Origin of the sequence: Kitasatospora sp. YST-16 (assembly GCF_026802215.1) — a bacterium.
Lineage (GTDB): Bacteria > Actinomycetota > Actinomycetes > Streptomycetales > Streptomycetaceae > Kitasatospora > Kitasatospora cineracea.
In genome coordinates this window covers 33,557-56,949 of record NZ_CP113837.1, presented here as the reverse complement: position 1 = coordinate 56,949, position 23,393 = coordinate 33,557, and the positions used below count along the sequence as shown (strand labels likewise).

At 74.2% G+C, this 23,393-nt stretch carries 19 protein-coding genes and 4 pseudogenes; 10 read left to right on the top strand and 13 right to left on the bottom strand.

What is annotated here, in order from left to right:
* Positions 1 to 6: 6 nt before the first annotated feature.
* Together OU787_RS00285 and OU787_RS00280 are read right to left on the bottom strand one after the other, a co-directional pair.
* A complete protein-coding gene (locus OU787_RS00285; protein WP_268658098.1) occupies positions 7 to 3,195 on the bottom strand; it encodes a penicillin acylase family protein in 3,189 nt (1,062 codons plus the stop codon).
* A gap of 212 nt (positions 3,196 to 3,407) precedes the next feature.
* Entirely contained in the window at positions 3,408 to 4,283 is an 876-nt protein-coding gene (locus OU787_RS00280) for a helix-turn-helix transcriptional regulator (RefSeq protein ID WP_268658097.1), read from the bottom strand.
* A 190-nt stretch (positions 4,284 to 4,473) separates the two neighbouring features.
* On the opposite strand from OU787_RS00280, the gene OU787_RS00275 reads away from it, so the two are divergent.
* A complete protein-coding gene (locus OU787_RS00275) occupies positions 4,474 to 5,526 on the top strand; it encodes an aldo/keto reductase (protein WP_268658096.1) in 1,053 nt (350 codons plus the stop codon).
* 48 nt (positions 5,527 to 5,574) lie between these two features.
* On the opposite strand, the gene OU787_RS00270 is transcribed toward OU787_RS00275, so the two are convergent.
* Entirely contained in the window at positions 5,575 to 6,588 is a 1,014-nt protein-coding gene (locus OU787_RS00270) for a DMT family transporter (RefSeq protein WP_268658095.1), read from the bottom strand.
* Between the two features lie 48 nt (positions 6,589 to 6,636).
* Between OU787_RS00270 and OU787_RS00265 the strand changes: the two are divergent.
* Both OU787_RS00265 and OU787_RS00260 read left to right on the top strand, forming a co-directional pair.
* Positions 6,637 to 7,151 (top strand): annotated as a pseudogene (locus OU787_RS00265) (MarR family winged helix-turn-helix transcriptional regulator).
* 132 nt (positions 7,152 to 7,283) lie between these two features.
* Complete coding sequence (locus OU787_RS00260; protein ID WP_030462007.1) at positions 7,284 to 7,631, top strand: hypothetical protein; 348 nt, start codon at positions 7,284 to 7,286, stop codon at positions 7,629 to 7,631.
* A 170-nt stretch (positions 7,632 to 7,801) separates the two neighbouring features.
* Here the strand turns inward: OU787_RS00260 and OU787_RS00255 are convergent, their stop codons facing one another.
* Complete coding sequence (locus OU787_RS00255) at positions 7,802 to 9,037, bottom strand: serine hydrolase domain-containing protein (RefSeq protein ID WP_268658094.1); 1,236 nt, start codon at positions 9,035 to 9,037, stop codon at positions 7,802 to 7,804.
* A gap of 291 nt (positions 9,038 to 9,328) precedes the next feature.
* Between OU787_RS00255 and OU787_RS00250 the strand changes: the two genes are divergently transcribed.
* Both OU787_RS00250 and OU787_RS00245 read left to right on the top strand, forming a co-directional pair.
* Positions 9,329 to 10,066: an ATP-grasp domain-containing protein gene (locus OU787_RS00250; protein WP_268661765.1), complete on the top strand. Its 738-nt coding sequence runs from the start codon at positions 9,329 to 9,331 to the stop codon at positions 10,064 to 10,066.
* Between the two features lie 60 nt (positions 10,067 to 10,126).
* Positions 10,127 to 10,651 carry an AAA family ATPase gene (locus OU787_RS00245; RefSeq protein ID WP_268658093.1) on the top strand — a complete coding sequence of 175 codons (525 nt, stop codon included), beginning with the start codon at positions 10,127 to 10,129 and terminating at the stop codon, positions 10,649 to 10,651.
* A gap of 101 nt (positions 10,652 to 10,752) precedes the next feature.
* Here OU787_RS00245 and OU787_RS00240 read toward each other — a convergent pair whose 3' ends face one another.
* A complete protein-coding gene (locus OU787_RS00240; RefSeq protein WP_268658092.1) occupies positions 10,753 to 11,832 on the bottom strand; it encodes a winged helix DNA-binding domain-containing protein in 1,080 nt (359 codons plus the stop codon).
* A gap of 197 nt (positions 11,833 to 12,029) precedes the next feature.
* Between OU787_RS00240 and OU787_RS00235 the strand changes: the two genes are divergently transcribed.
* Positions 12,030 to 12,992: a TerC family protein gene (locus OU787_RS00235; protein ID WP_268658091.1), complete on the top strand. Its 963-nt coding sequence runs from the start codon at positions 12,030 to 12,032 to the stop codon at positions 12,990 to 12,992.
* Between the two features lie 27 nt (positions 12,993 to 13,019).
* Here OU787_RS00235 and OU787_RS00230 read toward each other — a convergent pair whose 3' ends face one another.
* From OU787_RS00230 to OU787_RS00210, 5 genes and pseudogenes are all read right to left on the bottom strand, one after another.
* Positions 13,020 to 13,346, bottom strand: a complete 327-nt coding sequence (locus tag OU787_RS00230; RefSeq protein ID WP_030462014.1) for a putative quinol monooxygenase — start codon at positions 13,344 to 13,346, stop codon at positions 13,020 to 13,022.
* A gap of 154 nt (positions 13,347 to 13,500) precedes the next feature.
* On the bottom strand, positions 13,501 to 14,520 hold the full coding sequence (locus OU787_RS00225; RefSeq protein ID WP_268661736.1) for an acetamidase/formamidase family protein: 1,020 nt from the start codon (positions 14,518 to 14,520) through the stop codon (positions 13,501 to 13,503).
* A complete protein-coding gene (locus tag OU787_RS00220; protein WP_268661764.1) occupies positions 14,517 to 14,924 on the bottom strand; it encodes a hypothetical protein in 408 nt (135 codons plus the stop codon). The genes OU787_RS00225 and OU787_RS00220 overlap by 4 nt, the downstream gene beginning before the upstream one ends.
* A 100-nt stretch (positions 14,925 to 15,024) precedes the next feature.
* Positions 15,025 to 15,846, bottom strand: a pseudogene (locus OU787_RS00215) (APC family permease); the annotation flags it as partial.
* Between the two features lie 276 nt (positions 15,847 to 16,122).
* The gene (locus tag OU787_RS00210) at positions 16,123 to 17,184 is read right to left on the bottom strand and encodes an ABC transporter substrate-binding protein (protein ID WP_268658090.1); all 1,062 of its coding nucleotides are present in this window, start codon (positions 17,182 to 17,184) and stop codon (positions 16,123 to 16,125) included.
* 102 nt (positions 17,185 to 17,286) lie between these two features.
* Here OU787_RS00210 and OU787_RS00205 point away from each other — a divergent pair, with 102 nt between their 5' ends.
* From OU787_RS00205 to OU787_RS34500, 4 genes and pseudogenes are all read left to right on the top strand, one after another.
* Entirely contained in the window at positions 17,287 to 17,775 is a 489-nt protein-coding gene (locus OU787_RS00205; RefSeq protein ID WP_268658089.1) for a MarR family transcriptional regulator, read from the top strand.
* 223 nt (positions 17,776 to 17,998) lie between these two features.
* Complete coding sequence (locus tag OU787_RS00200) at positions 17,999 to 18,667, top strand: DUF4232 domain-containing protein (protein ID WP_268658088.1); 669 nt, start codon at positions 17,999 to 18,001, stop codon at positions 18,665 to 18,667.
* A 177-nt stretch (positions 18,668 to 18,844) separates the two neighbouring features.
* Positions 18,845 to 19,870, top strand: a pseudogene (locus tag OU787_RS00195) (serine/threonine-protein kinase); the annotation flags it as partial.
* A 107-nt stretch (positions 19,871 to 19,977) separates the two neighbouring features.
* Positions 19,978 to 20,502: a hypothetical protein gene (locus tag OU787_RS34500; protein ID WP_327059342.1), complete on the top strand. Its 525-nt coding sequence runs from the start codon at positions 19,978 to 19,980 to the stop codon at positions 20,500 to 20,502.
* Positions 20,503 to 20,571: 69 nt separating this feature from the next.
* Here OU787_RS34500 and OU787_RS00190 read toward each other — a convergent pair whose 3' ends face one another.
* The 3 genes and pseudogenes from OU787_RS00190 to OU787_RS00180 form a co-directional block, all read right to left on the bottom strand.
* A complete protein-coding gene (locus OU787_RS00190) occupies positions 20,572 to 21,627 on the bottom strand; it encodes an ABC transporter substrate-binding protein (protein WP_030462022.1) in 1,056 nt (351 codons plus the stop codon).
* A gap of 40 nt (positions 21,628 to 21,667) precedes the next feature.
* A complete protein-coding gene (locus OU787_RS00185) occupies positions 21,668 to 22,531 on the bottom strand; it encodes an ABC transporter permease (protein WP_030462023.1) in 864 nt (287 codons plus the stop codon).
* A gap of 12 nt (positions 22,532 to 22,543) precedes the next feature.
* A pseudogene (locus OU787_RS00180) lies at positions 22,544 to 23,344 on the bottom strand (ABC transporter ATP-binding protein); the annotation flags it as partial.
* Positions 23,345 to 23,393: the final 49 nt, after the last annotated feature.

Here is a 23,393-nt window from a genome sequence, read left to right as displayed (position 1 = left end):
GGGTCGTCACTTCCCGTACACGGAGACCTCGTCGATCGAGTAGCGGTTGTCGGTGCCGCGGGCCAGCATCACCACCCGGACGTGGCGGGCGTCGACCGGGGTGAAGGAGCGGTTCTCCAGGCCGCCGCGGTCGGTGGTGGTGGAGTAGACGGTGCGCCAGGCGGCGCCGTCGGTGGAGACGTCGATCCGGTAGGCGGTGGCGTACTGGTCGGACCAGTCCAGGACCACCCGGCCGACCTTGCGGACGCTGCCCAGGTCGACGTCCAGCCAGGCGGTGGCGACCGTCTTGGAGGCCCAGCGGGTGCCGGTGTCGCCGTCGACGGCCTGCTTGGGCGGGTAGGCGACGACCACCGCGTCCTGGTAGTCGGAGGCGGTGGCGGTCGCGCCGCGGGCCAGGTCGGTCAGGTCGTCGGTGCGGCGGGCCGGGAACTCCACCACCTGCTGGTAGGTGGGCCGGTTCTGCCAGGCGATCCGCGGGACGGTGATGCCGCCCATCGCCCGGTGCACGATCGAGTCGGCGCACAGCTGGTCGCTCGCCGCGCAGTACTTGTCGGCCGGGTACGTGGTGGCGGCCGGGGTGGCCACCGCCCGGGTCAGCGTGGTCAGCAGCACCTGGCGGCAGGCGCTCAGCGTGCCGGCGCCGCAGTACGCCCTCTCCAGCGGGCCGGCCACCGGGCGGCCGAGCACCGTGCGCAGGTCCTTGTCGACGTACGACCACCAGCCGTGCTGGAACGCCGAGCCCTTGTGCGCCTGGCCGGCCGCGATGTCGCTGCCGCCGGAGGTGGCGCCCAACTGCCCGCCGGAGGGCGTCTCGTTGATCGGGGCGACGGCCGTCAGCGCCTGCCAGGCCGGATCGCCCAGGCCGGGCCGGAACTCGCCCTCCACCAGCAGCGGCCACCAGGCGTCCAGCACCCGGATCGCCTCCGCGTCGGTGTACACGCCCGCGCCCTTGGACGCCTCGCGCCGGTGCGAGCCGCCCGCCGCCCAGGCCCGCAACTCGGCGATCGCGTCCGCCGCCGCCGGGTCGGTGACCGGCGCCGAGTCCAGCACCGCGAGCAGTTCGGGCAGCACCCGTTCGGCCCGCAGGTCGACGTTGGCGGCGTCCTCCATCGCCTTGACCAGGTCGGTGCGGGTGACGGCGCCGCGCTGCACCAGCGCCTTCACCCGGTTGTCCAGCAGGTCGGCCCGGTGGACGGCGCCGTTGCCCCAGGCCGAGGTGAAGCCGGGGGCCTGCTTGTTGTTCCAACTGACGTAGTAGTCCTGGTCGGTGGAGTGCGCGTGCCGGTCGGCCGGTTCGACCGCGGAGGTGTTGGCGGCCTTGTCCCAGCCCTGCCAGGTGTAGGCCGGCAGGGCCAGGACCGGCAGGTCCGGGTCGGTGCCGGGGGCGCGCAGCGGCTCGGTGCCGGAGTTGTAGTAGGAGGTGTGGTCGGCGTCCGCGTAGAACCAGTTGAAGGTGTAGCCGATGTCCTGCGCGGCGCGCTGGAACGCCGCCGCCGAGGTGATCGCCGCCGGGTCGTTGAACTGCTGGAAGCCGATCACCGAGTCCACCTCGTGCCGGTAGGTGGAGCGCAGCGCGGTGTACGCCACCGGCCGCCCGCCGACCGTCCCGGTGTGGGTCACCAGCCCGTACGCCGAACGCAGCGTCACCAGGTCGTAGGCGCCCGCCGCGGTGGAGTCCGCGGTGCTCGGCTGCCAGGCGTCGTGCTGGACCAGCCGTTCGAACGGGGTGCAGGCGCCGTCCAGCAGGTAGCCGGTCGAGGAGGTGGACGGGGTGCCGCCGCCGGGCTCGCACAGCTCGACGGCGAAGGTGTCGGTGATGTCCTGGTTGGCGGAGGTCGCGCTCCACGAGTAGTCCAGGCCGCGGCCGATCTCCACGTAGAAGCTCAGCCCCGGGAAGGACGCGCCCCGGCTGCGCAGGCCCGGCCCGTCCAGTTCCTGCACCATCAGGATCTGCGGCGCGTAGTAGCCGGTCTGCGGGCCGTACACGGCGATCGGGTGCCCGGAGGCGGTGTGCGCGCCGGACACCAGCAGGGCGTTCGACATGCCCTTCTTCGCGGTGATCAGGTCGGCGGGCAGCACGCCCTCGGCGGTTCCCGCCACGGCGGCCCCGGTGCCCGTCCCGTTGGCGGTGTGCGACACCTCGGCGACCGAGCCCGGGTCCGGCAGCGCGGTGCCCACCGGCGCGGCGGGCGAGGCCGCGTACGGGAAGGCGGTGCCGTCGTGCACGGTGGCCGTCGCCTCCGGGTCGTCCTCGGCCCGCCAGGCCGCGTACGCCCGGTCGCCCGCCTCGGTGCCGTACTGCCGGCGCAGCGCGAGCTTGGCCAGCGCGTTGCCGACCTCGCCGCCCCCGCCGCCGCCGAAGATCGCCCCGATCACCGAGGAGATCGCCACCACGTCGGTGGCCGTGAACGGGGCGATGGTCGAGCCGTGCCCGGTCAGCACGTACTCGCCCGGGTAGGTGTTCGCCGCGACGTCCGCCGCCGCGAAGGCGTTCAGGCCCGCCACGTAGTCCTGCACGTCCTGCCAGGCCTGCGCCCCGCGCGGGCCGGACGCCTTCACCCGGTCGATCTGCTGCTGCAGGTCCGCCTCGGTGTACGGGGCGACCGCCCACAGGCTCTGCTCCAGCTCCCGGTTGCCCGCCGCGCCGCCCGCGAACGAGGACAGCTGCCCGCGGCCCACGTGCCGCAGCACGTCGATCAGCCAGAGCCGGTCCTGCCCGGCCGCGTACCCGGCGCCGAACTCGGTGTCGGACCGGGTCACGCCCTTGACGTGCGGGGTGCCGGTCGCCTTGTCCCGGGTGATGGTCACCCCGGGGCGCGGGGTGGCGGTGCTCTCCACCTGCCCGGCGGGCACCCCGAACGAGGCGTCGTTGAAGTACGCCGACAGCTGGTCGGGTGTCAGGCCGCTGTAGTCGTGCAGCAGCGCGTCGTACTCGTCCACCTGGTCGGCGGAGTGCGCGGGCCGGGTCCCCACGCTCTGGTGCAGCAGGATCCCGGCCAGCGTGGCGTGGCCGTTCTCACCCGCCGTCAGGACGTCCTGGCACTGGCCCAGGCACGGGTCCCCGGCGGCGGGGGCGGGCCCGGCGGCGGCCCCGGCGGCCGGCTGGGCGGTGAGCGCGCCGAGCAGCAGCGCGGCGGAGGCGAGGACGGCGAGGGCGGCCGAACGCAGTCGGCGGGGGCGGGGGGCAGCGGGCACCTGGGCCTCTTCCTGACAGGGGGTATCGGAAGTCCGGGCGCACGCTAGTCCGCGAAGTGACCCCCGGGTAGGGGGCGGGCGGGACCCGCCACGGAACTGTCACCCGCCTGTCATGAACGCGAGTTGACGCTGCGTCAGGATCCGTCGGAACGCGCAGGCCGGTGCGGGCCCGTGCGGGCCGGTGCAGGTTCGCGCGGGCTGTGGCGGGAGGCTCAGGAGACGTCCGGGCCCGGGACGGCCGGGACGGCCGGGGCGAGGGGGCGTTCGGCGAGCTCGGCGAGGACGTGCAGGGCGGCCTGGGAGGGGGAGCCCTCCTCGGCGGTGTAGGTGACCAGGGTCTGGTCGGGATCGCCGGGCAGGGTCAGGCTCTCGTAGGCGACGGTGAACTCGCCGACCGCGGGATGGCGCAGGTGGTAGCTGCCGTGGGTCTTCTCCCGGATCTCCTGCTGCTCCCACAGCCGCCGGAACTCCGGGCTGGCGTCCGACAGTTCACCGATCAGCGCCGGGTACGCCAGGTCCCCCGGGTGGCGGCCGAGGTCCAGGCGCAGGTAAGCGACGATGTCGCGGGCCTTGGCCTCCCGGTCGACGAAGCGGCTGCGCAACTCCTCGTGGCAGAAGACCAGCCACGCCTTGTTGAGCCGCTCGGGCGGCAGCGCGGCGAAGTCGATCATCATGGCGGCCATCGGCGCGTTCCAGGCCAGCACGTCGGTGCGGCGGCCCACCACGTACGCCGGGGTGTGCGGCATCGAGTCCATCAGCCGGCGCAGGCCCGGACGCACCTGCTGCACGGGCGTCGGCAGCGGCCCGCCGCCGGCCCGCACCAGCCGGTGCAGGTGGCCGGTCTCGACCGGGTCCAGGCGCAGCGCCCGGGCGACGGCGTCGACGATCGCGTCGGACACGTTCTCGGCCCGGCCCTGTTCGAACCGGGTGTAGTAGTCGGCGCTCACCCCGGCGAGCTGGGCCACCTCTTCGCGGCGCAGCCCCGGCACCCGCCGCCGCTCGCCGAAACCCCGGATCCCCGCGTCCTCCGGGCGGATCCGGGCACGGCGGGAGCGCAGGAAGGCACCGAGGTCGGCTCGTCGGTTCATGGCCACGATCCTATTGAACCGGGCCCGGCCAACCGGGCCCGGGCAACCGGGCCCGGCCCGAAGGGGGTTCCGGCAGACCCAGGACGGGCGGCACCGGGGACGAACGGAGCCCTGGGTGCGGCCGGGCGCGGTCGTGAGGATGGGGGCGCACCACCCGGACACCCGAACGCAACGTGAGGAACCCGCAGTCATGGACGCTCTGCCCACCACCCGCCTCGGCGGCACGGACCTCGACATCAGCCGGATCGGCTTCGGCGCCTGGGCGCTGGGCGGGGCCGGCTGGGGCTTCGCCTGGGGCGCCCAGGACGACGCCGACTCGGTCGCCACCATCCACCGGGTCGTCGAGGCCGGGGTCAACTGGATCGACACCGCCCCCGCCTACGGCCTCGGCCACTCCGAGGAGGTCGTCGGCAAGGCCCTCGCCGCCCTCCCGGAGGCCGAACGCCCGTACGTCTTCACCAAGGCCGGCCTGGTCTGGGACGAACCCGACCCGTTCGCCGCCCCGCGCAAGCTGCTCAAGCCCGCCAGCATCCGGGCCGAACTGGAGGACTCGCTGCGCCGCCTGGGCGTCGAGCGGATCGACCTCTACCAGGCGCACTGGCCCGGCGACGGCGCGCTGCTGACCTTCGGCCCCGACGAGGACCCGGCCGCCACCGCCCGGCACGCCACCGCACTGGAGGAGTACTGGGCGGCGCTGGCCGAGCTGAAGGCCGAGGGCAAGGTGCGGGCGATCGCGCTGTCCAACCACGACGCCGCGCAGCTGGCCGCCGCCGAGGCGGTCGCGCACGTCGACGCGATCCAGCCCCAGTTCAGCCTGCTGCACCGGGAGGCCGCGCCCGAACTCGCTTGGGCGCACGCCCACGGCACCGGGGCGATCGTCTACCAGCCGCTCCACTCCGGGCTGCTGACCGGGACGTTCAGCGCCGAGCGGGTCGCGTCCCTGCCGGACGACGACTGGCGCAAGGGCTTCCCCGAGTTCACCACCGGCCTCGCCGCCAACCTCGCCCTGGTCGAGGCCCTGCGCCCGATCGCCGCGGCGCACGGCACCACGGTCTCCGCGGTCGCCCTCGCCTGGACGCTGGCCTGGCCCGGCGTCACCGGCACGATCGTCGGCGCCCGCCGCCCCGGCCAGGTCGACGACTGGATCGGCGCCGGATCCCTGGAGTTGACCGACGCCGACCGGGACGCGATCACCGCCGCGATCACCGCGACCGGCGCCGGCGCGGGCCCGGCCCGCCCCTGAGCCCCGGCCCTATTCCGGCCTGACACCGGCCCCAACTTCCGCTCTTGCTCACGCCTCGGGCGGAGGCTCGCACCCCTGCGCAGCCGTCGCCGCTGCCCGGCGGGCGGGTGGGACGCCGGTCCGGCCGGCCCGGGCGCGGGGTGACGCCCCGTCGGGGCGCGGGCGGCCGAGGAGGACGCCGACGGCGACCAGCGCCATGCCGCCGAGCCGGGCGGGGCCCAGCGGTTCGCCGTCCAGGGCGGTGCCGAGCAGGACGCCGGTGACGGGGTTGAGCAGGCCGATCAGGCCGACGGTCGCGGCGGGCAGCCTGCGCAGGCCGGTGAACCAGACCAGGAAGGCCAGGGCGGTGGCGACCAGCGAGGTGTAGCCGAAGGCCGCCAGCGCGCCGCCGTCCAGCGCCGGGGGCGTTCCCTCGGCCAGTGCGGCGACCGGCAGCAGGAGCAGGCCGCCGAGCGTCAACTGCCAGGCGGTGGAGGCCAGTACGCCCGGGGTGTCGCCGCCGTCCGCGGGCGCCGCCCAGCGCTTGGCGAGCACGTAGCCGACCGAGGAGGCGAGCAGCGCCCCCAGTGAGGCGAGCAGCCCGGGCAGGCCGTCCGCACCGCTCGCGCCGCCGGTGCCGACGGCGCCACCGCCGCCGCCCGCCGGGCCCGGGTCGCCCGCGAGCATCAGGACCACCCCGCCGACGCCGACCGCGCCGCCCGCCAGTTGCGCGGGCAGCGGGCGTTCGCCGGCCAGCAGCCAGGCGCAGAGCATCAGGGCGAGCGGGGAGAGCGCCATCACCATGGCGGCGGTGCCGGCCGGGAGCCACTGCGAGGCCAGGTAGACCAGGACGAAGAACGCGGCGGTGTTCAGCGCCCCGAGCACCGCCGAGCGCCACCACCAGGCGCCGCGCGGCAGCCGCCGGGCCGCGGCGAGCAGCAGCAACCCGGCCGGGAGGGCGCGCAGGGCCGCGCCCCAGAGCGGCGCGCCGGCCGGCAGGTAGCGGTGGGTGACGTAGTAGTTGGCGCCCCAGGCCACCGGGGCGAGGGCGGTCGGGACACCCCACCGGATTATCGCTTCCATGGAAGACAATATAGCTTCCACGGAAAACACCACCGTTATGCTGGGGCCATGGAGCAGCCCCTCGACCACGTCGCCCGGATCCAGGCCGCCTGGCAGCGCGAACGCCCCGACCTGGACGTCGCCCCGCAGGGCGTGATCGGCCGCCTGCACCGGGTCGCCACCCTGCTCACCCATGAGCTCTGCGCCGTCTACGCCCGCTACGACCTCGGCGAGGGCGAGTTCGACGTCCTCGCCGCCCTCCGCCGGGCCGGCGCCCCCTACGAACGCGCCCCCGGCGAACTCGCCGCCCACACCATGGTCACCACCGGCGCCGTCACCAAGCGCATCGACCGCCTCGAACGGGCGGCCTGGTCACCCGCCGCACCGCCACCGAGGACCGCCGCGGCCGGGTCGTCGCCCTCACCGACGCCGGCCGCGACCTGATCGACCGCGCCTTCACCGACCACATCCGCAACGAGCACCGGCTCCTCGCCACCCTCACCCCCGCCGAGGCCGACCGGCTCGAAGCCCTCCTCACCGACTGGCTCGCCCGCCTCGAACCCGCCGACCCCATCCCCTCCTGACCCGGACCCCGGACCCCGGACCCCGGGCCCGGACCGGGAACGGCCAAACTCCCGCAAAAGCCGCGCATACTCGCCGTGAAGCCGGGCAGCCGACCCGCAGAACGACGAACTCCCCTCACGAAGGAGGCAGTTGTGAGCGACGGCATGTGGGGCTACGAGAACGCCGAGGGCCACCGGCCGGGCGTCGACCTGACCGGGTTCCGGGTCGAGGCCGCCGACGGGCACATCGGAAAGGTCGACAAGCACTCCTACGAGGCCGAGGACGGCCACATCGTGGTAGACACCGGCCCGTGGATCTTCGGCCGCACCGTCCTGCTCCCCGCGGGCACCATCCGCCGGATCGACGAGGAGGCCCGCACCGTTTGGGTCGGCCGCACCAAGGACGAGATCAAGAACGCCCCCGAGTACCACCACGAGTCCCACGCCGGAGACCCCGAGTACCGCCGCACCGTCGGCGGCTACTACGGCACCGGCCTCTGACCCCCCACCTCTCCCGGGGGCGTCCCGCAACCACAGGGCCGGGACGCCCCCGGGCCGGGTCCTCCTCCGCGGCGGCGGGGGAGGACTTCGAACTCGGCGCAGCGGAGAAGGACTTCGGTTCAGGACCCCGGCTCAGGGCTCCGGCTCAGGACCCGGTTCAGGGCTCCGACTCAGGACCTGGCCGGTCCGCAGAAGGCCAGGTCGACCAGGGCGACCGCGGCGGGCGTCAACGCGGCGCTCTTCGCCTGGTCGTAGGGGTTCGCCGAGACCGAGACCTGCCGGCGGCCCGCCCGGTCGCCGAACAGGTAGGTGGTGTAGCCGTAGATCCCGCCCGGGTGGCCCCAGACGTTGCCGCAGGACAGCTTCAGCTCCATCAGGCCCAGCCCGTAGTCGGTCGGCGGCTGTACGTCGGCCGGCACCGTGGTGGTCATCTGGGCCAGCTGCGCCGGGGCGAGCAGGCGGCCGCCGAGCAGCGCCGCGTCGAACCGGGCCAGGTCGTCGTTGCTGGAGATCAGTTCGCCGGACGCGCCCGCCACCGAGGTGTTGAACTCCGTGACGTCGGCGGGCCCGTCGGAGAGCTGCAGGTAGCCGTGGCTGTGCGGACCCGGGATGCCGGTGGCGGTGCCCGGCACCGAGGTGCGGTGCAGGCCGAGCGGCCGGATCACCCGCCGGCGCACCTCGCTGCGCCAGTCGTGGCCGGTGACCTTCTCCACCAGCTCGCCGATCAGCAGGTAGTCGGTGTTCGAGTACTGCCAGCCCTGGCCGGGCGGGAAGTACGGCGGGTGCGAGAGGCCGATGGAGATCAGCTCGGACGCCGACCAGGTGCGCCAGCGGTCCTGGTCGAGCAGGCGGCGCTGGTCGGCCTCGGTGTCGTAGGCGAACCGCGGGTCCTGGGTGTAGTCGTACAGCCCGGCGGTGTGGTTCATGACCTGACGGACCGTGATCGCCGAGCCGTTCGGCACCACGCCCGGCAGGTAGCGCTCGATCGGCTCGTCCAGCCCGACCCGGCCCTCGCCGACCAGTTGCAGGACCACCGTCGCCAGGAACGTCTTGGTGATGCTGCCGGCCCGGAACGCGCCGTCCACCGGGGCGGGTTCGCCGGTGGCCAGGTCGCCGACGCCGGAGGTCCCCCGCCACACCACCCGCCCGTCCTGCCGCAGTTCGCCGGTCGCCGCACTGGCGCCGCCTTCGCCGGTCAGCGCGTCCAGCCCCTGCTGGAGCTGCTCCGGCCGCACCTTCGCCCCGGGCCAGGAGGGGCCCGCGAACCCGGCAGCCCCGGCAGCCCCGGCGGCCTCGGCGGCTCCGGTGGCCTGGGCGGCCCCGGCGGTCGGGGCGAGGACGAACACCGACGCGCCCGCGAGCAGCGCGGCGGCCAGTCGCCGGGCGCCCGTTCGGTACTGCTTCACACGATTCTCCTTGTTCGGGAGTGACCGGACAGTCGGGGTTCGTCACCGCCCAGCCTCACCGCTCCGGGCGGGCCCCGGCATCGCGCGCCGGAAGGAGGAGACCGGGACCCGGGTCGTCCCCGGGGAGGAAGCCGAGTCGGCCCCGCCCCGACCGACGGGGGATTGCCCTCCGACCGGCAGCATGACAGTCCGTCAGGTGCGGCGGGCGACACGGTGGGACTAACGTGGCGGTCCTGCGGAACAGGGGAGGAGAACGCGGTGCTGGTCATGCCCGGGCGGCGGACGTCGACGATGGAACTGCTGGCCGCAGAGGCGGCGGGCCGGGGGATGCCCGTCCGGGCGGCGGAGGAGCCCGGGCTGACCGGCCCCGCGTACTGGTACGGCGGGCCGGTCGCGGGGGCGCGGCTCGCGGGGCGGCTCGGGTTCGCGCTGCTCGAACCGACGGACGGCTGGCTCGCCGAGCTGCCGGAGGAGTTCACGGGCCGTCAGGTCCGGGTGGGGACCCTCGCGGACGCGTGGGCGCTGGACCGGCCGACGTTCGTCAAGTCGCCCCGGGACAAGTCCTTCCCCGCCGAGGTCCACGGCGACGGCTCCCGGCTGCCCGCCGACCTGGACCCGGCGACCCCGGTACTGCTGTCCGAGGTGGTGACCTTCGCCGCCGAGTACCGGCTGTTCCTGCTGGACGGCCGGATCGCCGCGGCCAGCAGGTACGCGGTGTTCGGCCGGCTCGACCCCCGCCCGCTCGGCCCGGACCGGGAGGACCGCTCCACCGCCGCGCAGCTCGCGGAGTTCGCCGACCGGCTGGCCGCCGCGGCCGGCCCCACCCTGCCCAGCGCCGTGGTCGTGGACGTCGGCCAACTGCTCGACCCCTACCGCCCGGGCCACCGCTGGGCCGTGGTGGAGGCCAACATGGCGTGGTTCTCGCACGCCTACGCGGCCGACCCGGCCCGGGTGCTGGACGTGGTCCTGCGGTCGGCGGGCCCGCGCGAGCACGTGCGACCGCGGGACGCGGCGTTCGAACGGCGCTGATCCGGCCAGGCCCGGAAGACCAGGTCCGGAAGACCGGAAGCGAGGCCCTAGCCTGGGCGGGTGATCGTATGGCTGAACGGCACCCACGGGGCGGGCAAGACCACGACGAGCGCGCTGGTGCAGCGGCTGCTCCCGGACTCGCGGGTGTTCGACGCGGAGAAGGTCGGCGAGACGCTGATGGACATCTCGCCGGGGCTCCCGGCGACGGACAACTTCCAGCACTGGCCGCCGTGGCGGCCGCTGGTGGTGGAGACCGCCCGGCGGGTGCTGGAGTACACCGGCGGCACGCTGGTGGTGCCGATGACCGTGCTGGTGGAGGAGTACTGGCGGGAGATCGCCGCGGGCCTGGCCGGACACGGCATCCCGGTGCGGCACTTCGTGCTGCACGCCGACCGGGAGACGCTGCGCGGACGCATCGCGGGGGACACCGTCACCGGGCCGGACTCCCCGTTCCGGCTCAGGCACCTGGAGCCGTACGCGGAGGCGGCCCGGGGCTGGCTGCACGAGGCTGCGGAGGTCGTCGACACCACGCACCTGACGCCCCACCAGGCCGCCCGGCGGATCGCGGAGTCCGTCCTCGACTGAGCCCGCCGTCGACCGGGTCCGCCGTCTACCGGGTTCGCCGTCGACCGATCCCGTCCTCGACCGAGCCCGTACCGCGCCCGCCGCCTTCCGCGCCGCCCGGGTCAGCCGGCCGCCGTGAACACCACCCGCTGCCCGGGGCCGAGGAACGCCGCCAGCCGGTCGGCCTCCGCCGCCACCTGCCCGGTGGCGCCGTTGGGCAGCGGGCGGAACGGGGTGACCAGCAGCTCCGTGCCCCGCACCGCCCAGGTGCCCGCGACGAAGCCGTCCAGCAGGAAGGTCGGCAGCACCCGGGCCGCGCCCGGCATCACCCGCGGCCGGTCCGCCTCGGCGAGCACCCGGGTGCGGTCCGCGTGCCCGAGCAGCAGGTTGTCGTACGCGGGCAGGAAGCGCACCGGGACGGGCCGGTCCGGGTCGGCGGGCGCCGCGTCCGGCAGGTCGAACAGCTCGGTGCCGCGCTCGTCGCGGTGCACCCGCAGCCCGGGCCGCAGTTCCTCGAACACCGCCCGCATCCGGGTCAGCCCGGACCAGGCCTGGAAGTCCTTCACCCCGGCCGGGCCGAACGCCGCCAGGTAGCGGAGCACCGCCGCGCCCGCCGAGAGCTCGCCGGGGCGCGGTTCGGCGAGGGTCAGCGAGGTGTTCGTCCGGGGGCTCCAGCCGCCCCAGGCGGAGCTGTCCGGCCCGTGCACCACCGGCACCCGCAGCTGCACCGCGCCCGCCAGCAGCTTCCCGTCCCGCCCGGGGTAGCGGGCGCCCAGTTCGGTGGCGAGTTCCTGCCGGGAGAGCCGCCGCCCGGCCAGCAGCTCCCGGCCGACCGCCGCCAGCGCGTCCAGGTCGAGGCCGTCGGTGGCCGGGGTGAAGTAGCCGGCCCGCGAGGTGCGTTCCAGCGCCGGCTGCAGCAGCGGCCGCCAACGCCCGTAGTCCGCCCTGCCGGACAGGTGCTGGGTGCTGCGCAGCGACGCCGCCCGCACCATCCGCCCGTCCGCGAGCAGCTCGGCCAGCCGCTCGCGCCGGAACCCCTCGATCCGGGCCCACAGCCCCAGGTAGGGCCAGTTCGGCTCCTGCGCCTGCAGCGCGACCAGCCGCTCCACCACGTCGGGTACGCCGAGCCCGGTCCGTTCGGTGAGGAACTGCCGCTCCAGCAGCGTCCGGTTCAGGGTGCGGACGGACAGCACGTCGTTCATGCGGTGCGGGTTCTCCCGTCGGTGGGTGGTGGGGCCTGCCGCCACGCTAGGGGCCGCAGCGGCCACTTTCCGTCCGCAATGGCCGCCGTCGCCGTCCACCGGCGGAAGGCCCGGCCGGGTGTGTCGTGCGGGCGGGGCGGTTCCGGCCGGTCAGGATGGGGCTTTCCGACGGGACGACGGGATACCGGGGAGCAGCCATGGACGTGTCCGCGGGCCTGTGGGCCGGCACCATCGCGGTGCTGGTCGCGCTGATCGTGGCCGACTTCTTCATCGGGGGCCGCAAGCCGCACGAGGTCTCGATCAAGGAGGCCGGGGTCTGGACCGCCGTGTGGGTGGTGCTGGCGGGGCTGTTCGGCTGCTTCGTGTGGGGGTACGCCGGATCGAAGTCCGGGGTGGAGTTCTTCGCCGGGTACGTCACCGAGAAGTCGCTCAGCGTGGACAACCTGTTCGTGTTCATCCTGATCATGGGCAAGTTCGCGGTGCCGAGGATCTACCAGCAGTGGGTGCTGATGTTCGGCGTGATCATCGCCCTGGTGCTGCGGGCGGTCTTCATCGCCGGTGGTGCGGCGCTGGTCGCCCAGTTCTCCTGGGTGTTCTACGTCTTCGGCGCGTTCCTGGTCTGGACGGCCGTCAAACTGCTGCGGGAGGCCGGGCAGGACAAGACCGAGGAGGAGTTCGAGGAGGGCCGGCTGCTGCGGATGATCAAGAAGCGGATCCCGTCCACGGACGAGTACCACGGCACCAAGCTGTTCGTCCGGATCGACGGCAGGCGGCTGATGACGCCGATGATGACCGTCATGCTGGCGATCGGCACCACCGACATGCTGTTCGCCCTCGACTCGATCCCGGCGATCTTCGGGCTGACCCAGGACGCGTACATCGTCTTCACCGCCAACGCCTTCGCGCTGATGGGCCTGCGCCAGCCGTACTTCCTGATCGGCGGCCTGCTCACCAGGCTGGTCTACCTGTCCTACGGGCTGTCGGTGATCCTCGGCTTCATCGGCGTCAAGCTGATCCTGCACGCCCTGCACGAGAGCGGCGTGCACGTGCCGGAGATCGGCATCGCGTTCTCGCTGGGCTTCATCGTGGTGGTGCTGGCCGTCACCACCGTCGCCAGCCTGCTGGCCTCCCGGAAGCAGGACCGGGCGGCCGGCGCCTGACGCGGGGTCAGGCGCCGGCCGGAAGGCTCAGCCGCGCGGGCTGAGTTCGGCCATCGCGCTCCAACCGGTGCCGGGGACCTCGACGTTGACGATCTCCGGGGTACGGGCGATGAAGTCCGGCATCCAGGCCATCGCGGTCTTGAAGTGCTCCGACTCGACGTGCCGGGCGCCCGCCTCGCCGTCCCGGAACGCCTCCAGCAGCACGTACTGGTGCGGGTCGTCGACGCTGCGGGACCACTCGAAGAAGACGTTGCCCTCCTCGGCGCGGGTCGAGGTGGTGAACTCCTCGACCCGCTCGATCCAGCTCGCGCTGTGCTCGGGCCGGACGGTGAACTTGACGGCGATGAAGATCACGACTGCTGCTCCTCCGCGGTGGGTGCGCACACGCACGCGTGTGCCTTCACCTGCAACGATCGCAGATCCGCCCGGCCCACCGGGTCACCGGTCCCGCAGGTAGGCCGCCGCGGTCCGGGTCACCGGCTCCGCAGGTAGGCCGCCGCGGTCCGGGTCACCGGCTCCGCAGGTACGCCGCCGCGGTCGCCCGCAGCCGCTCGTGCAGGCCGTCGTACGCCCGGGTCCGGCCCAGTACGGACTTCGGCAGCTTGGCGGCCATCGTGTAGTTGGTGTCGCAGACGTTCGCCGCCGGGGCCAGCCCGGCCTGGCTGACCAACTGGTAGGCGTCCAGCTGGTCCAGGCCGAGCAGGTCGGCCGTCCAGCCGACCAGGTCGTGCTGGCTGATCCGGAACGCGTCCTCCAGCGGGCGGGCCGAGCCGGTGCTGATCAGGTAGTCGTCGTTCTCCATCCGAGGCCAGGCCGGGCCGCCGCCCTTGACCAGGTCGACGATCACGGTGGTGCGCATCGCCGCCTCCACGGCCGTCCCGCACACCTCGCCCTCGCCCTGCCGGGCGTGCCCGTCGCCGATCGCCAGCAGGGCGCCGTCCACGTTGACGCCGAAGTACGCGGTGGTGCCGGCCCGCATCTCGGGCGTGTCCAGGTTGCCGCCGTGCGCGCCCGGCGTGATCGAGGCCAGCACCTCGCCGGCCGCCGGGGCCACGCCGACCGTGCCGTGCATCGGGTCCAGCGGCAGCGCGACCGCGAAGTCGGAGTTCCGGGCCCGGAAGTGGCACAGGCCCGCGGCCACGTCCAGGTCGTACACCCAGACCCGCTCCTCCAGCGCCGGGTGCAGCATCGCGGTCTGGTGGGTGGCGGTCAGCGCCCCGAAGTGCGGGAAGGTGCTGGAGAAGCCGCGGTCCCGGGCCGGGGTGATCTCCACGAAGTGCACCGCCAGCACGTCCCCCGGCTCGGCCCCCGCCACCGCGATCGGCCCGGTCACCGGGTTGAGGTACGGGAACACGCACACCCGGCTGGGCAGGTCGTCCACGCCGCGCACCTTGCCGCCGAAGCAGTCCTCGGTGGTCAGCTCCACGATGCTGCCGGGCCGAACCGTCGTCAGCGGGGCGCGCCCGCCGAAGGTGTAGGCCCAGTCCTCCGGGCCGGGGGAGAGGCGGACGGTCTCGGGCAGGGTCACGGGGTCTCCTCGACGGTGTTCTCGGTGACGTTCTCGGCGGTGTTCTCGGGACTGGCGACGGACAGCTTCGGGGTGCGGCCGGTGACGACCAGGCCGGTCAGCACCACCGCGCCGACCAGCAGCCAGACGAAGCCCAGCCGCTGCGCCGCGATGTTCGCGTTGACGACCACGTACGCCAGGATGGCGAAGCCGATCACCGGGGCGATCAGGTGCCGCCAGTAGTCCCTGCTGCGGTTGCGCACCAGGTAGTGCACCACCACGGCGACGTGCAGCACCAGGAAGGTGGTCAGCGCGCCGAAGTTGACCAGGGTGCTGAGCAGCGTGATGCCGTCGTCCCGGGAGGTCATGTAGAGGCCGAGCAGCAGCGAGACGCCGGCGGTCAGCAGGGTCGCGTTGACCGGCACCCGGCGGGTCGGGTGGACCTTGGCCAGGAAGGACGGCAGCTCGGCGGTCGCGGGCCATGGCGAACAGCAGCCGGCTGGTCGCCGCCTGCGCCACCAGCGAGTTGGCGAAGCCCCAGGCCACCGCCGTCGCGGCGGCGGTCAGGGTGGCCAGCCAGCCGCCGGCCGCGGTGCGCGCGGCGTCGTAGAACGCGGTGCCGCCCGGGTCGCCGTCGCGGATCAGCGCGTCCGGGTCGGTCACCAGCAGCGAGGCCACCCAGGTCTGCACGATGAACAGGGTGCCCGCCAGCAGCAGCGCCGCCACCATCGACCGGCCGATGGCCTTCGTCGAGTCCCGGTTCTCCTCCGAGAGGGTGGAGATGCCGTCGAAGCCGAGGAAGCTGAGCACCGCGATCGACACCGCGCCGAACGCCAGGCTCCAGGAGAAGGTGTGCCCGTTGTACAGCGGCGTGAAGTCGAAGCCCCGGCCCTTGCCGTTCGCCAGCGCGACCACGCCGACCACCACGAACAGCGCCAGCACCACCAGTTCGCCGACCAGCACGGCCTTGTTGACCCGGGCGGTGGTCTCGATGCCCAGGTAGTTGACGGCGGTGTTCAGCAGCACGAACCCGACCACCCACAGCCACACCGGCACCGAGGACACCAGCGAGTTCATCGCCACCCCGGCGATCAGGTACAGCAGGCCCGGCACCAGCACGTAGTCCAGCAGGATCATCCACCCGGACAGGAAGCCCACCGGCGCGCCGATCCCGCGCCCCGCGTAGGTGTACACCGAGCCCGCCATCGGGAACGCCCGGGACATCTGCGCGTACGACAGCGCGGTGAACATCATCGCCACCATGCCCAGCACGTACGCCAGCGCGACCATGCCGCCGGAGCCCTGGAAGACGCCGCCGAAGATGCCGAACGGCGCGATCGGCACCATGAACACCAACCCGTAGACCAGCAGGTCGGTGAAGGTCAGGGAACGGCGCAACTCCTGTTGGTAGCCGTAGCTCTCGATGCCCTGCGGCGCGGGTGTGTCGGCCATGGGTGCTCCCTCTCCGTGACGGCCCAGCGGGTGTGGGGGAGACTGTAGGGCCAAGTATTTCCAGATGGAAGGGTTTTCTCGGCGTACGGGATCCACTGCGCACGGTCACGGACGGCTCGGGGCGGGACGGTGCGGGGCGGCTCAGGACCGGACGGCTCGGGGCGGGGCGGTTCAGGGCAGGACGGCGAAGCCCGGCCCCTCGGCCCGGGCCAGGTGCACCGTCCGCCGTCCGGCCCGCAGCAGCGGGGCCGCTGCCCGGGCTAGGCCGGACGGTTCCAGCGCGCGGCGGGCGGCCAGCCCCGCCAGTAGGTGCAGGCCGTCGTACAGGCCCACCGCGTACGCGTCCAGCACCGGCGCCCACGGGCCGCACAGCGCCCGGTGGCGCTCGGCCAGCGACTGGCGCGGCTCCTCGGCCAGGGTGGCGAACGAGGGCATCGCCGCGTACAGCGTCCCGGTGACGTCGCCGCCCAGGGCCAGCAGGCCGTTCTCCTCCAGCGCGCCGGACAGCCGCACCAGCCGGCGGTCCAGGCCGCTGCGCCGCAGCGCCCGGTGGAACACCACCTGGTCGCGCCCGATCAGGCTGAGCAGCAGCGCGTCCGCGCGGGCGGCGCGCAGCCCGTCCAGCAGCGGCTCGACCGCCCGCTCCACCGCCCCGAACGCCACCCGGCGCTCCAGCACCACCCGGGCCCCGGCCCCGGCCGCCAGCCGGGCGGCGGCCCGGTGCACGGTGCGCGGCCAGATGTAGTCGTTGCCGATCAGCGCCCACCGGCGCAGCCCGTGACGCTCCGTCAACTGCTGTATGGCCGAACCGAGTTGGGCCGCCGGGGAGATGCCGGTGCAGAGCACCCCGGGCCGCCGCGAGCCGCCCTCGTGCGGCGGCGTGAACACGTACGCGATCCGCTCGGCGGCCACCGCCTCCACCGCCCGGTGCACGTCGCTGGTGTGGCAGCCCGCCAGCGCGTCCAGCGCGCCCGCCGCCAGCAGTCCGCGCACCTCGGCGGCCACCGGCTGCGGCGCCCCGCCCCCGTCCACCAGCACCAGTTCCAGCGGCCGGCCCCGCACCCCGCCGCGCGCGTTCACCTCGTGCGCCGCCAGCAGCGCGCCGTCCAGCGCGGACGGGCCGGTCAGCCCGAGCGTCCCGGACTGCGGCACGACGAGGCCCACCCGGAACGCGCCGCCCTCCCGTCCGAGGTGCAGCGCGTCGAGCGGATCGACCAGCCTGACGTCCAGCATCACCCGTCCTCACGCGTTCCCCGCCGGTGCGAGTATGGTCGTGCCGCCGGGCCCCGGGAAACCCCCTCCGGGTCACGGCAAGGGATCGGAACGGGAGGCCGGATGTCCGCGGACAGCGCCACGCGGGAGGACGCCGTCGGCCGGGAGGGCACCGTCGGCCGGGAGGGCGCCGTGGGCGGGGAGGCCGTCCCGGCGCCGCTGCTGGTCGAACTCGTCGCGCTCGCCCACCGCCGCCTCACCACCGGACTGGCCGCCGCCCTCGCCGAGGAGGACTGCACCGTCGACCAGTGGCGGGTGCTGCGCGCCCTCGCCGACGGGCGGGGCCACCCGATGGGCGAACTCGCGCAGTCCCTGCTGATCCCGCAGGCCAGCCTCAGCCGCCTGGTCGACTCCCTCGCCGACACCGGCCAGGTCTACCGCCGCCACGACGAGCACGACCGCCGCCGGATCACCGCCCACCTCTCCCGCACGGGCCGCACCCGCCTGGCCCGCCTCGACGCCCTCGCCGCCGCCCACGACAGCGCCGTCCGCGCCGCCTGCGACCTCCCCGACCCGGCGGCCGGATCGCTGGCCCGCCTCGCCGCGCTCTGACGCCCCGTCGCCCGAGGCGGTGCCCCGCCGTTCCGGCTGACACCGGCTCAACCCCGGTGCGGCGCGCCCGGTTCGACCCCCGGTGTCCGTTGTGCGCGGCGCTGTGACGCGGCTGTGACAACCGGCGGACACGGCTGTGGATCATGACCGGATAGAACTGGGTCAAGAAAGTTTCCGGTCCGTTCCGGGCCGCTCCTCCGACCCCCACCCGAGGTACACCGCCATGCGCACCGCCACCCGCCTGACCGCCACCGCCGCCGTCGCCCTCCTCGCCGGGCTGGGCCTGACCGCCTGCAACGACGACGCCGCCACCACCGCGACCGCCCCGACCAGCGCGGCGGCCCCGGCGTCCGGCACTGCCGCGGCCCCGGCCGGCGGCACGGCGGCGAGCCCGGCGGGCAGCACCGGCGGCGCCGGCGCCGCCGCCTCGCCCAAGGCCGGCGGCAGCACCAAGTGCACCGCCCAGGACGTCAAGCTCACCGTGACCGGCCCGGCCGGCCGCGCCAGCGAGCAGCAGCCCGCCCGGGCCGAGGTCCGGGCCCAGAACACCTCCGGCAAGCCCTGCACGCTGACCGGCTTCCCGGGCGTCCGGCTCACCGACAACGAGGGCAAGGCCGGCCCGCTGGACGCCGTCCGCCAGGGCGGCGCCAACGCCGCCACCGTCACCCTGCAGCCCGGCAAGTCCGCCGCCGCCCCGCTGATCTACAGCGACGTCAACCTCCAGGGCAGCGCCTCCGGCCGCCTGGTCTGCGCCGTCCAGGGCTCCAAGCTCGCGGTGATCCTGCCCGACACCACCCAGCAGTCCCAGGTCCCGGTCACCGGCGGCGTCGACAACGGCACCCTCAACGTCTGCGGCGACCTCACCGTCGGCCCCTTCGAGACCGCCGCCTGACCCCCGCCTGACCCCCGCCGCCGCCCGCCCGGCCGGTTCCGTCCGCTGACGACGCGTCACCCGGGCCCCGGGCCCCGGGCGGCGGCGGCCGCACCGCCCGTGCCGTTCGTGTCGGCACCGCCCGCCCCGCCCGGCCGCGTTCGAACGCCGTCGGCGCCGACCCCTACGATGTGCGCCATGACGACAGCCGGGCCGGGCGGCCAACTGATCGACGGCCGCTTCGAGTTGCTGGGGCGGCTCGGCGGCGGCGGAATGGGACTGGTCTGGCGGGCCCGGGACACCATGCTGCAGCGCGAGGTCGCGCTCAAGGAGGTCCGGCCGCCGGACCCGGCGATGCTCGCCGCCGACCCGGCCGCCGCCCACGAACTGCGCGAACGGGTGCTGCGCGAGGCCCAGGCCCTCGCCCGGCTGCAGCACCCCAACGTGGTGACCATCCACCACATCGTCGACAACGCCGAACTCGCCCACCCCTGGCTGGTGATGGAACTCGTCACCGGCGGCTCCCTGCACGACCGGATCACCCGCGGCCCGCTCCCGCCGCAGGAGGCCGCCCGGATCGGCCGCGGCCTGCTCGCCGCCCTCACCGCCGCGCACGCCGCCGGGATCCAGCACCGGGACGTCAAACCCGGCAACGTGCTGCTGCGCCCCGACGGCACCCCCGTCCTCACCGACTTCGGCATCGCCGCGCTCAGCGAGTCCACCAGCCTCACCGCCACCGGCGCGCTGATCGGCTCGCCCGAGTACATCGCCCCCGAACGCATCCGCGGCCACGAGGGCGACCCCGCCTCCGACCTGTGGTCGCTCGGCATGACGCTGTACGTCGCCGTCGAGGGCCACCACCCGCTGCGCCGCGCCAACAGCATCGCCACCCTCGCCGCCGTCCTCGACCAGCCGCTGCCGCCACCCGTCCGCTCCGGCCCGCTCGGCCCCACCCTCACCGCGCTGCTGGCCCGCGACCCGGCCGAGCGGCCCGACGCCGCCCGGCTGGACCGGCTGTTCGCCGCCGCCGAGCAGGGCGTCGACGGCACCCTCGGCGGCAGCCCGGCCTTCTCGCCGACCGAGACCAACTCCCCGCCCCCGTACAGCCGGACCGAGACCAACGGCACCCTCCCGCACACCCCCACCGAGACGGTGCGTCCGGGCCCGCGCCGGCGGACCGGGGCGGTGCTGACCGCGGCGGTCGCGGTGGCGGCGGCGGTCGGGCTGCTCGGGTGGGCGTTCGGGCCGAAGCTGTTCGACGGGAAGGGGGCGAGGACCCGCCCGTGGCCGGGGCCTCCGCCCCCGCGACCGCCGGGGCCGTACCGCCCGCCGTGCCGTCCGCCCTGCCGTCCTCCACCGCGCCGTCCAAGGGCGGCCCCGGCGTCGGCGCGCCCGCCTCCGGCACCGACCTGCTGACCCCGGACGGTGCCCGGGTGCTGGTCGAGTCGATCCGGTCGAGCACCGGCAGCTCCACGATCATCGACATGACGGTCCGCTCCGACAACGCCCACGCCAAGGTGGTGCGCAAGGACAACCCGGCGCGCTACGACACCGTCGACTACCGCGCCGGGAAGCTCACCACCACGACCGGCGGCGTCGTCGACAGCATCAGTGCCAAGAAGCTCGTCGACCTCGGCCGGATCGACTGGGACCAGATCCCGACGGTCACCGCCACCGCCAAGAGCCGGCTCGCCGTCCCGCAGCCGACGGACCGCTACCTGCTCGTCGACTACGGCTGGTTCGCGGACGAGATCACCATCCGCTACTACCTCTCCGACGACCGGGGCAGCGGCGGCGGCTACCTCACCGCGGGCGCCACCGGCAAGGTCCTCAAGGTGGTGAAGTCCACCGACTGAACCGGGCACGGCGGCGGCCCCGCCCCCCGCTGTCCGGGAAGGGGGCGGGGCCGCCGCGTCGACCGGCCGTCAGCCGGTGGCCTTGGAGACGAACTCGGTGGTGTAGGTCTTGGCCAGGTCGATGCTCGCCTCCTTGCCCTGCACGTCCGGGTGGAAGGCGGCCAGCACCGACAGCACGGTCTTCGGGCCGTCGGCGGGCATCACGCCGTCGGTGGTGAACATCGGCAGGGTGGCCTTGATCGCGGCCGCGTACTCGGCGGCGCCGCCCTGCGCGTAGTCGGCGGGCATCTGGGCCGCGATCTCCTCGGGGGTGTGGGTGTTCATCCACTTGAGGGTCTTCACGAAGGCGTTGGCGAGCTTCTGGACGGTCTCCTTGTTGCCGTCCACCCACGCCGTGTTCATGTACAGCGAGGAGGACGGGTAGAGGCCGCCGAGCGCCGCCTTCGAGCCCTCGGGGGTGCGCATGTCGTACAGCACGGTGCCGAGCTGCTTGGACAGGATGTTGGCCACCGTCGGGTCGGTGGTCATGCCGGCGTCGATCGAGCCCTGCTGGAGCGCGGCGATGAAGGTCTGGCCGGCGCCGACCGCGATCGGGCTGAACTCGCTGACGTTGACGCCGTTCTTGACGGCCAGGTACTTGGTGAGGAAGTCGGTGGAGGAGCCGATGCTGGTGACGCCCAGCTTGCGGCCCTTGAAGTCCGCGCCGGACTTGATCGCGTCGGCCTGCTTGGCGGAGACCACCTCCACCTCGCCGGGGGCCTGCGAGAACTGCACCACCGACTCGACGATCTTGCCCTTGGCCTGCAGGTCGATGGTGTGGTCGTAGAAGCCGACCGCGCCCTGCACGTCGCCGGCCAGCAGCGCGGTGGTGGCGTTGACGCCGGCCGGCTCGCTCAGCAGCTCGACGTTGACCCCGGCGTCGGCGAAGTAGCCCAGCCGCTGGGTCAGCATGGCCGGCATGTAGATGACCTTGTCCAGGCCGCCGACCATGATCTTGACGGTGGGGCCGTCGACCTTCTTCCCGGCGGGGGCGGCGCCGTTGTGCGAGGTCGCGGCGTCGTTGGCACAGGCGGCCAGCGGCAGCAGGAGGACGGCGGCGAGGGCGGCGGCAGCGGTTCTGCGCATGGTGGGGGAGCCTCTCAGGGGTGAACGGGTGGGGTGGGGGTCAGCGGCCGTCGCCGGCGTCGGCCGGCTTCCAGCGGAACAGGCGCTTCTCGGCGAAGGTCAGCAGGCCCTCGGTGAACAGCGCGACCACGGCCAGGATGGTCATCGCGGCGTACACGCCCGCCGCGTTGAAGGTGCCCTGCGCGGCCGCGACCATCAGGCCCAGGCCCTTGGTGGCGCCGATGTACTCGCCGACGATCGCGCCGATCAGCGCGAAGCCGAAGCTGACGTGCAGGCTGGTGAAGATCCAGGTGGTGGCGGCGGGGATGACCACCTGCAGGGTGACCTTCCGGTTGCTGGCGCCCAGGATCCGGGCGTTGGCGACCAGGTTGCGGTCCACCTCGCGGGCGCCCTGGAAGGCGTTGAAGAACACCGGGAAGAACACCAGCACCACGGCCGAGGCGACCTTGGACGCCGGGCCGAGGCCGAACCAGATCAGGAAGATCGGCGCCAGCACGATCCGCGGGATCGCGTTCAGCACCTTGATGTACGGGCCGAACACGTCCGCCAGGAACCGGATCCGGCCCAGTGCGATGCCCAGCAGCACGCCGCCGACCACGCCCAGCACCCAGCCGGTCAGCGCCTCGTACAGGGTGTAGCCGATCTGCTCGCCGAGCGAGCCCTGCGCGGTGCCGTGGGTGACCCACTGCCAGATCTGGTTCCAGATCTTCGACGGCTGGGAGAAGTTGAACGGGTCGATCACCCCGGTCCGGGAGCACAGCTCCCACAGGCCGAGGAACCCGGCCAGCACGGCGGCCCGGGCCCCGTACACGCCCAGCTTCCGGTTGCGGGCCGCCCGCTCGCGCACCTCGGTGCGGGAGGCGGTGGGGGCGGCCGGGGCTACTGCTGCGGTCTCAAGCGGCACGACCCGCTCCTCTTCACGGGTGATCCGGACCTCTTCGCCCAGCGAGGCCCAGATCTCTCGGTACAGCTCGACGAAGCGCGGCTCCAGCCGGACGGCCTCCACGGTGCGCGGCCGCGGCAGGTCCACGGTGAAGACCTCCTTCACGGTGGCCGGTCCGGCCGTCATCACCACCACCCGGTCCGCCAGCGCGATCGCCTCGTCCAGGTCGTGCGTCACGAAGACCACCGAGGAGCCGGTGCCCGCCCACAGTTCGAGCGGCTGGTCCGACATCAGCGCCCGGGTCTGCACGTCCAGCGCCGAGAACGGCTCGTCCATCAGCAGGATCCGCGGGTCGTTGACGAAGGTCTGGGCCAGCGCGACCCGCTTGCGCATGCCGCCGGAGAGCTGGTGCGGGTAGCGGTCCTCGAACGCCGACAGGCCCACCCGGGACAGCCAGTCGCGGGCCTTCTCCCGGGCCCGGTCGGCCGGCACGCCGCGGAACCGGGGCCCCGCCATCACGTTCGACAGCACCGTGCGCCACGGGAACACGGCGTCCTGCTGGAAGACGAAGCCGACGTGCTCGTTGATGCCGGACACCGGCTCCCCGTACACCCGCACCTCGCCCTCGGTGGGCTCCTCCAGGCCGCTGACCAGCGTCAGGGTGGTGGACTTGCCGCACCCCGTCGGGCCGACGACGGCGACGAACTCGCCGGGGGCGACGGTCAGGTCGAGCTCCCGGACGGCGGTGTGCAGGGCGCCGGACGGCGTCCGGAAGCGTTTGGTCGCCCCGGTCAACTCGATCGCCGGGACGGCCCCGGCCTTGTGCGGGTCCACGTGAACCACCTACCTCCTCGGCCGGCTCCCTCGCCGGCCCGCTGCTGTG

Excerpts from the sequence above, each read along its gene's own strand:
- OU787_RS00205 (WP_268658089.1), top strand. The coding sequence starts at position 17,287 with ATGTCCGCGGACAGCGCCACGCGGGAGGACGCCGTCGGCCGGGAGGGC.
- OU787_RS00190 (WP_030462022.1), bottom strand. The coding sequence starts at position 21,627 with ATGCGCAGAACCGCTGCCGCCGCCCTCGCCGCCGTCCTCCTGCTGCCG.
- OU787_RS00270 (WP_268658095.1), bottom strand. The coding sequence starts at position 6,588 with ATGGAAGCGATAATCCGGTGGGGTGTCCCGACCGCCCTCGCCCCGGTG.
- OU787_RS00250 (WP_268661765.1), top strand. The coding sequence starts at position 9,329 with ATGGAACTGCTGGCCGCAGAGGCGGCGGGCCGGGGGATGCCCGTCCGG.
- OU787_RS00280 (WP_268658097.1), bottom strand. The coding sequence starts at position 4,283 with ATGAACCGACGAGCCGACCTCGGTGCCTTCCTGCGCTCCCGCCGTGCC.
- OU787_RS00240 (WP_268658092.1), bottom strand. The coding sequence starts at position 11,832 with ATGAACGACGTGCTGTCCGTCCGCACCCTGAACCGGACGCTGCTGGAG.
- OU787_RS00275 (WP_268658096.1), top strand. The coding sequence starts at position 4,474 with ATGGACGCTCTGCCCACCACCCGCCTCGGCGGCACGGACCTCGACATC.
- OU787_RS00210 (WP_268658090.1), bottom strand. The coding sequence starts at position 17,184 with ATGCTGGACGTCAGGCTGGTCGATCCGCTCGACGCGCTGCACCTCGGA.
- OU787_RS00235 (WP_268658091.1), top strand. The coding sequence starts at position 12,030 with ATGGACGTGTCCGCGGGCCTGTGGGCCGGCACCATCGCGGTGCTGGTC.
- OU787_RS00200 (WP_268658088.1), top strand. The coding sequence starts at position 17,999 with ATGCGCACCGCCACCCGCCTGACCGCCACCGCCGCCGTCGCCCTCCTC.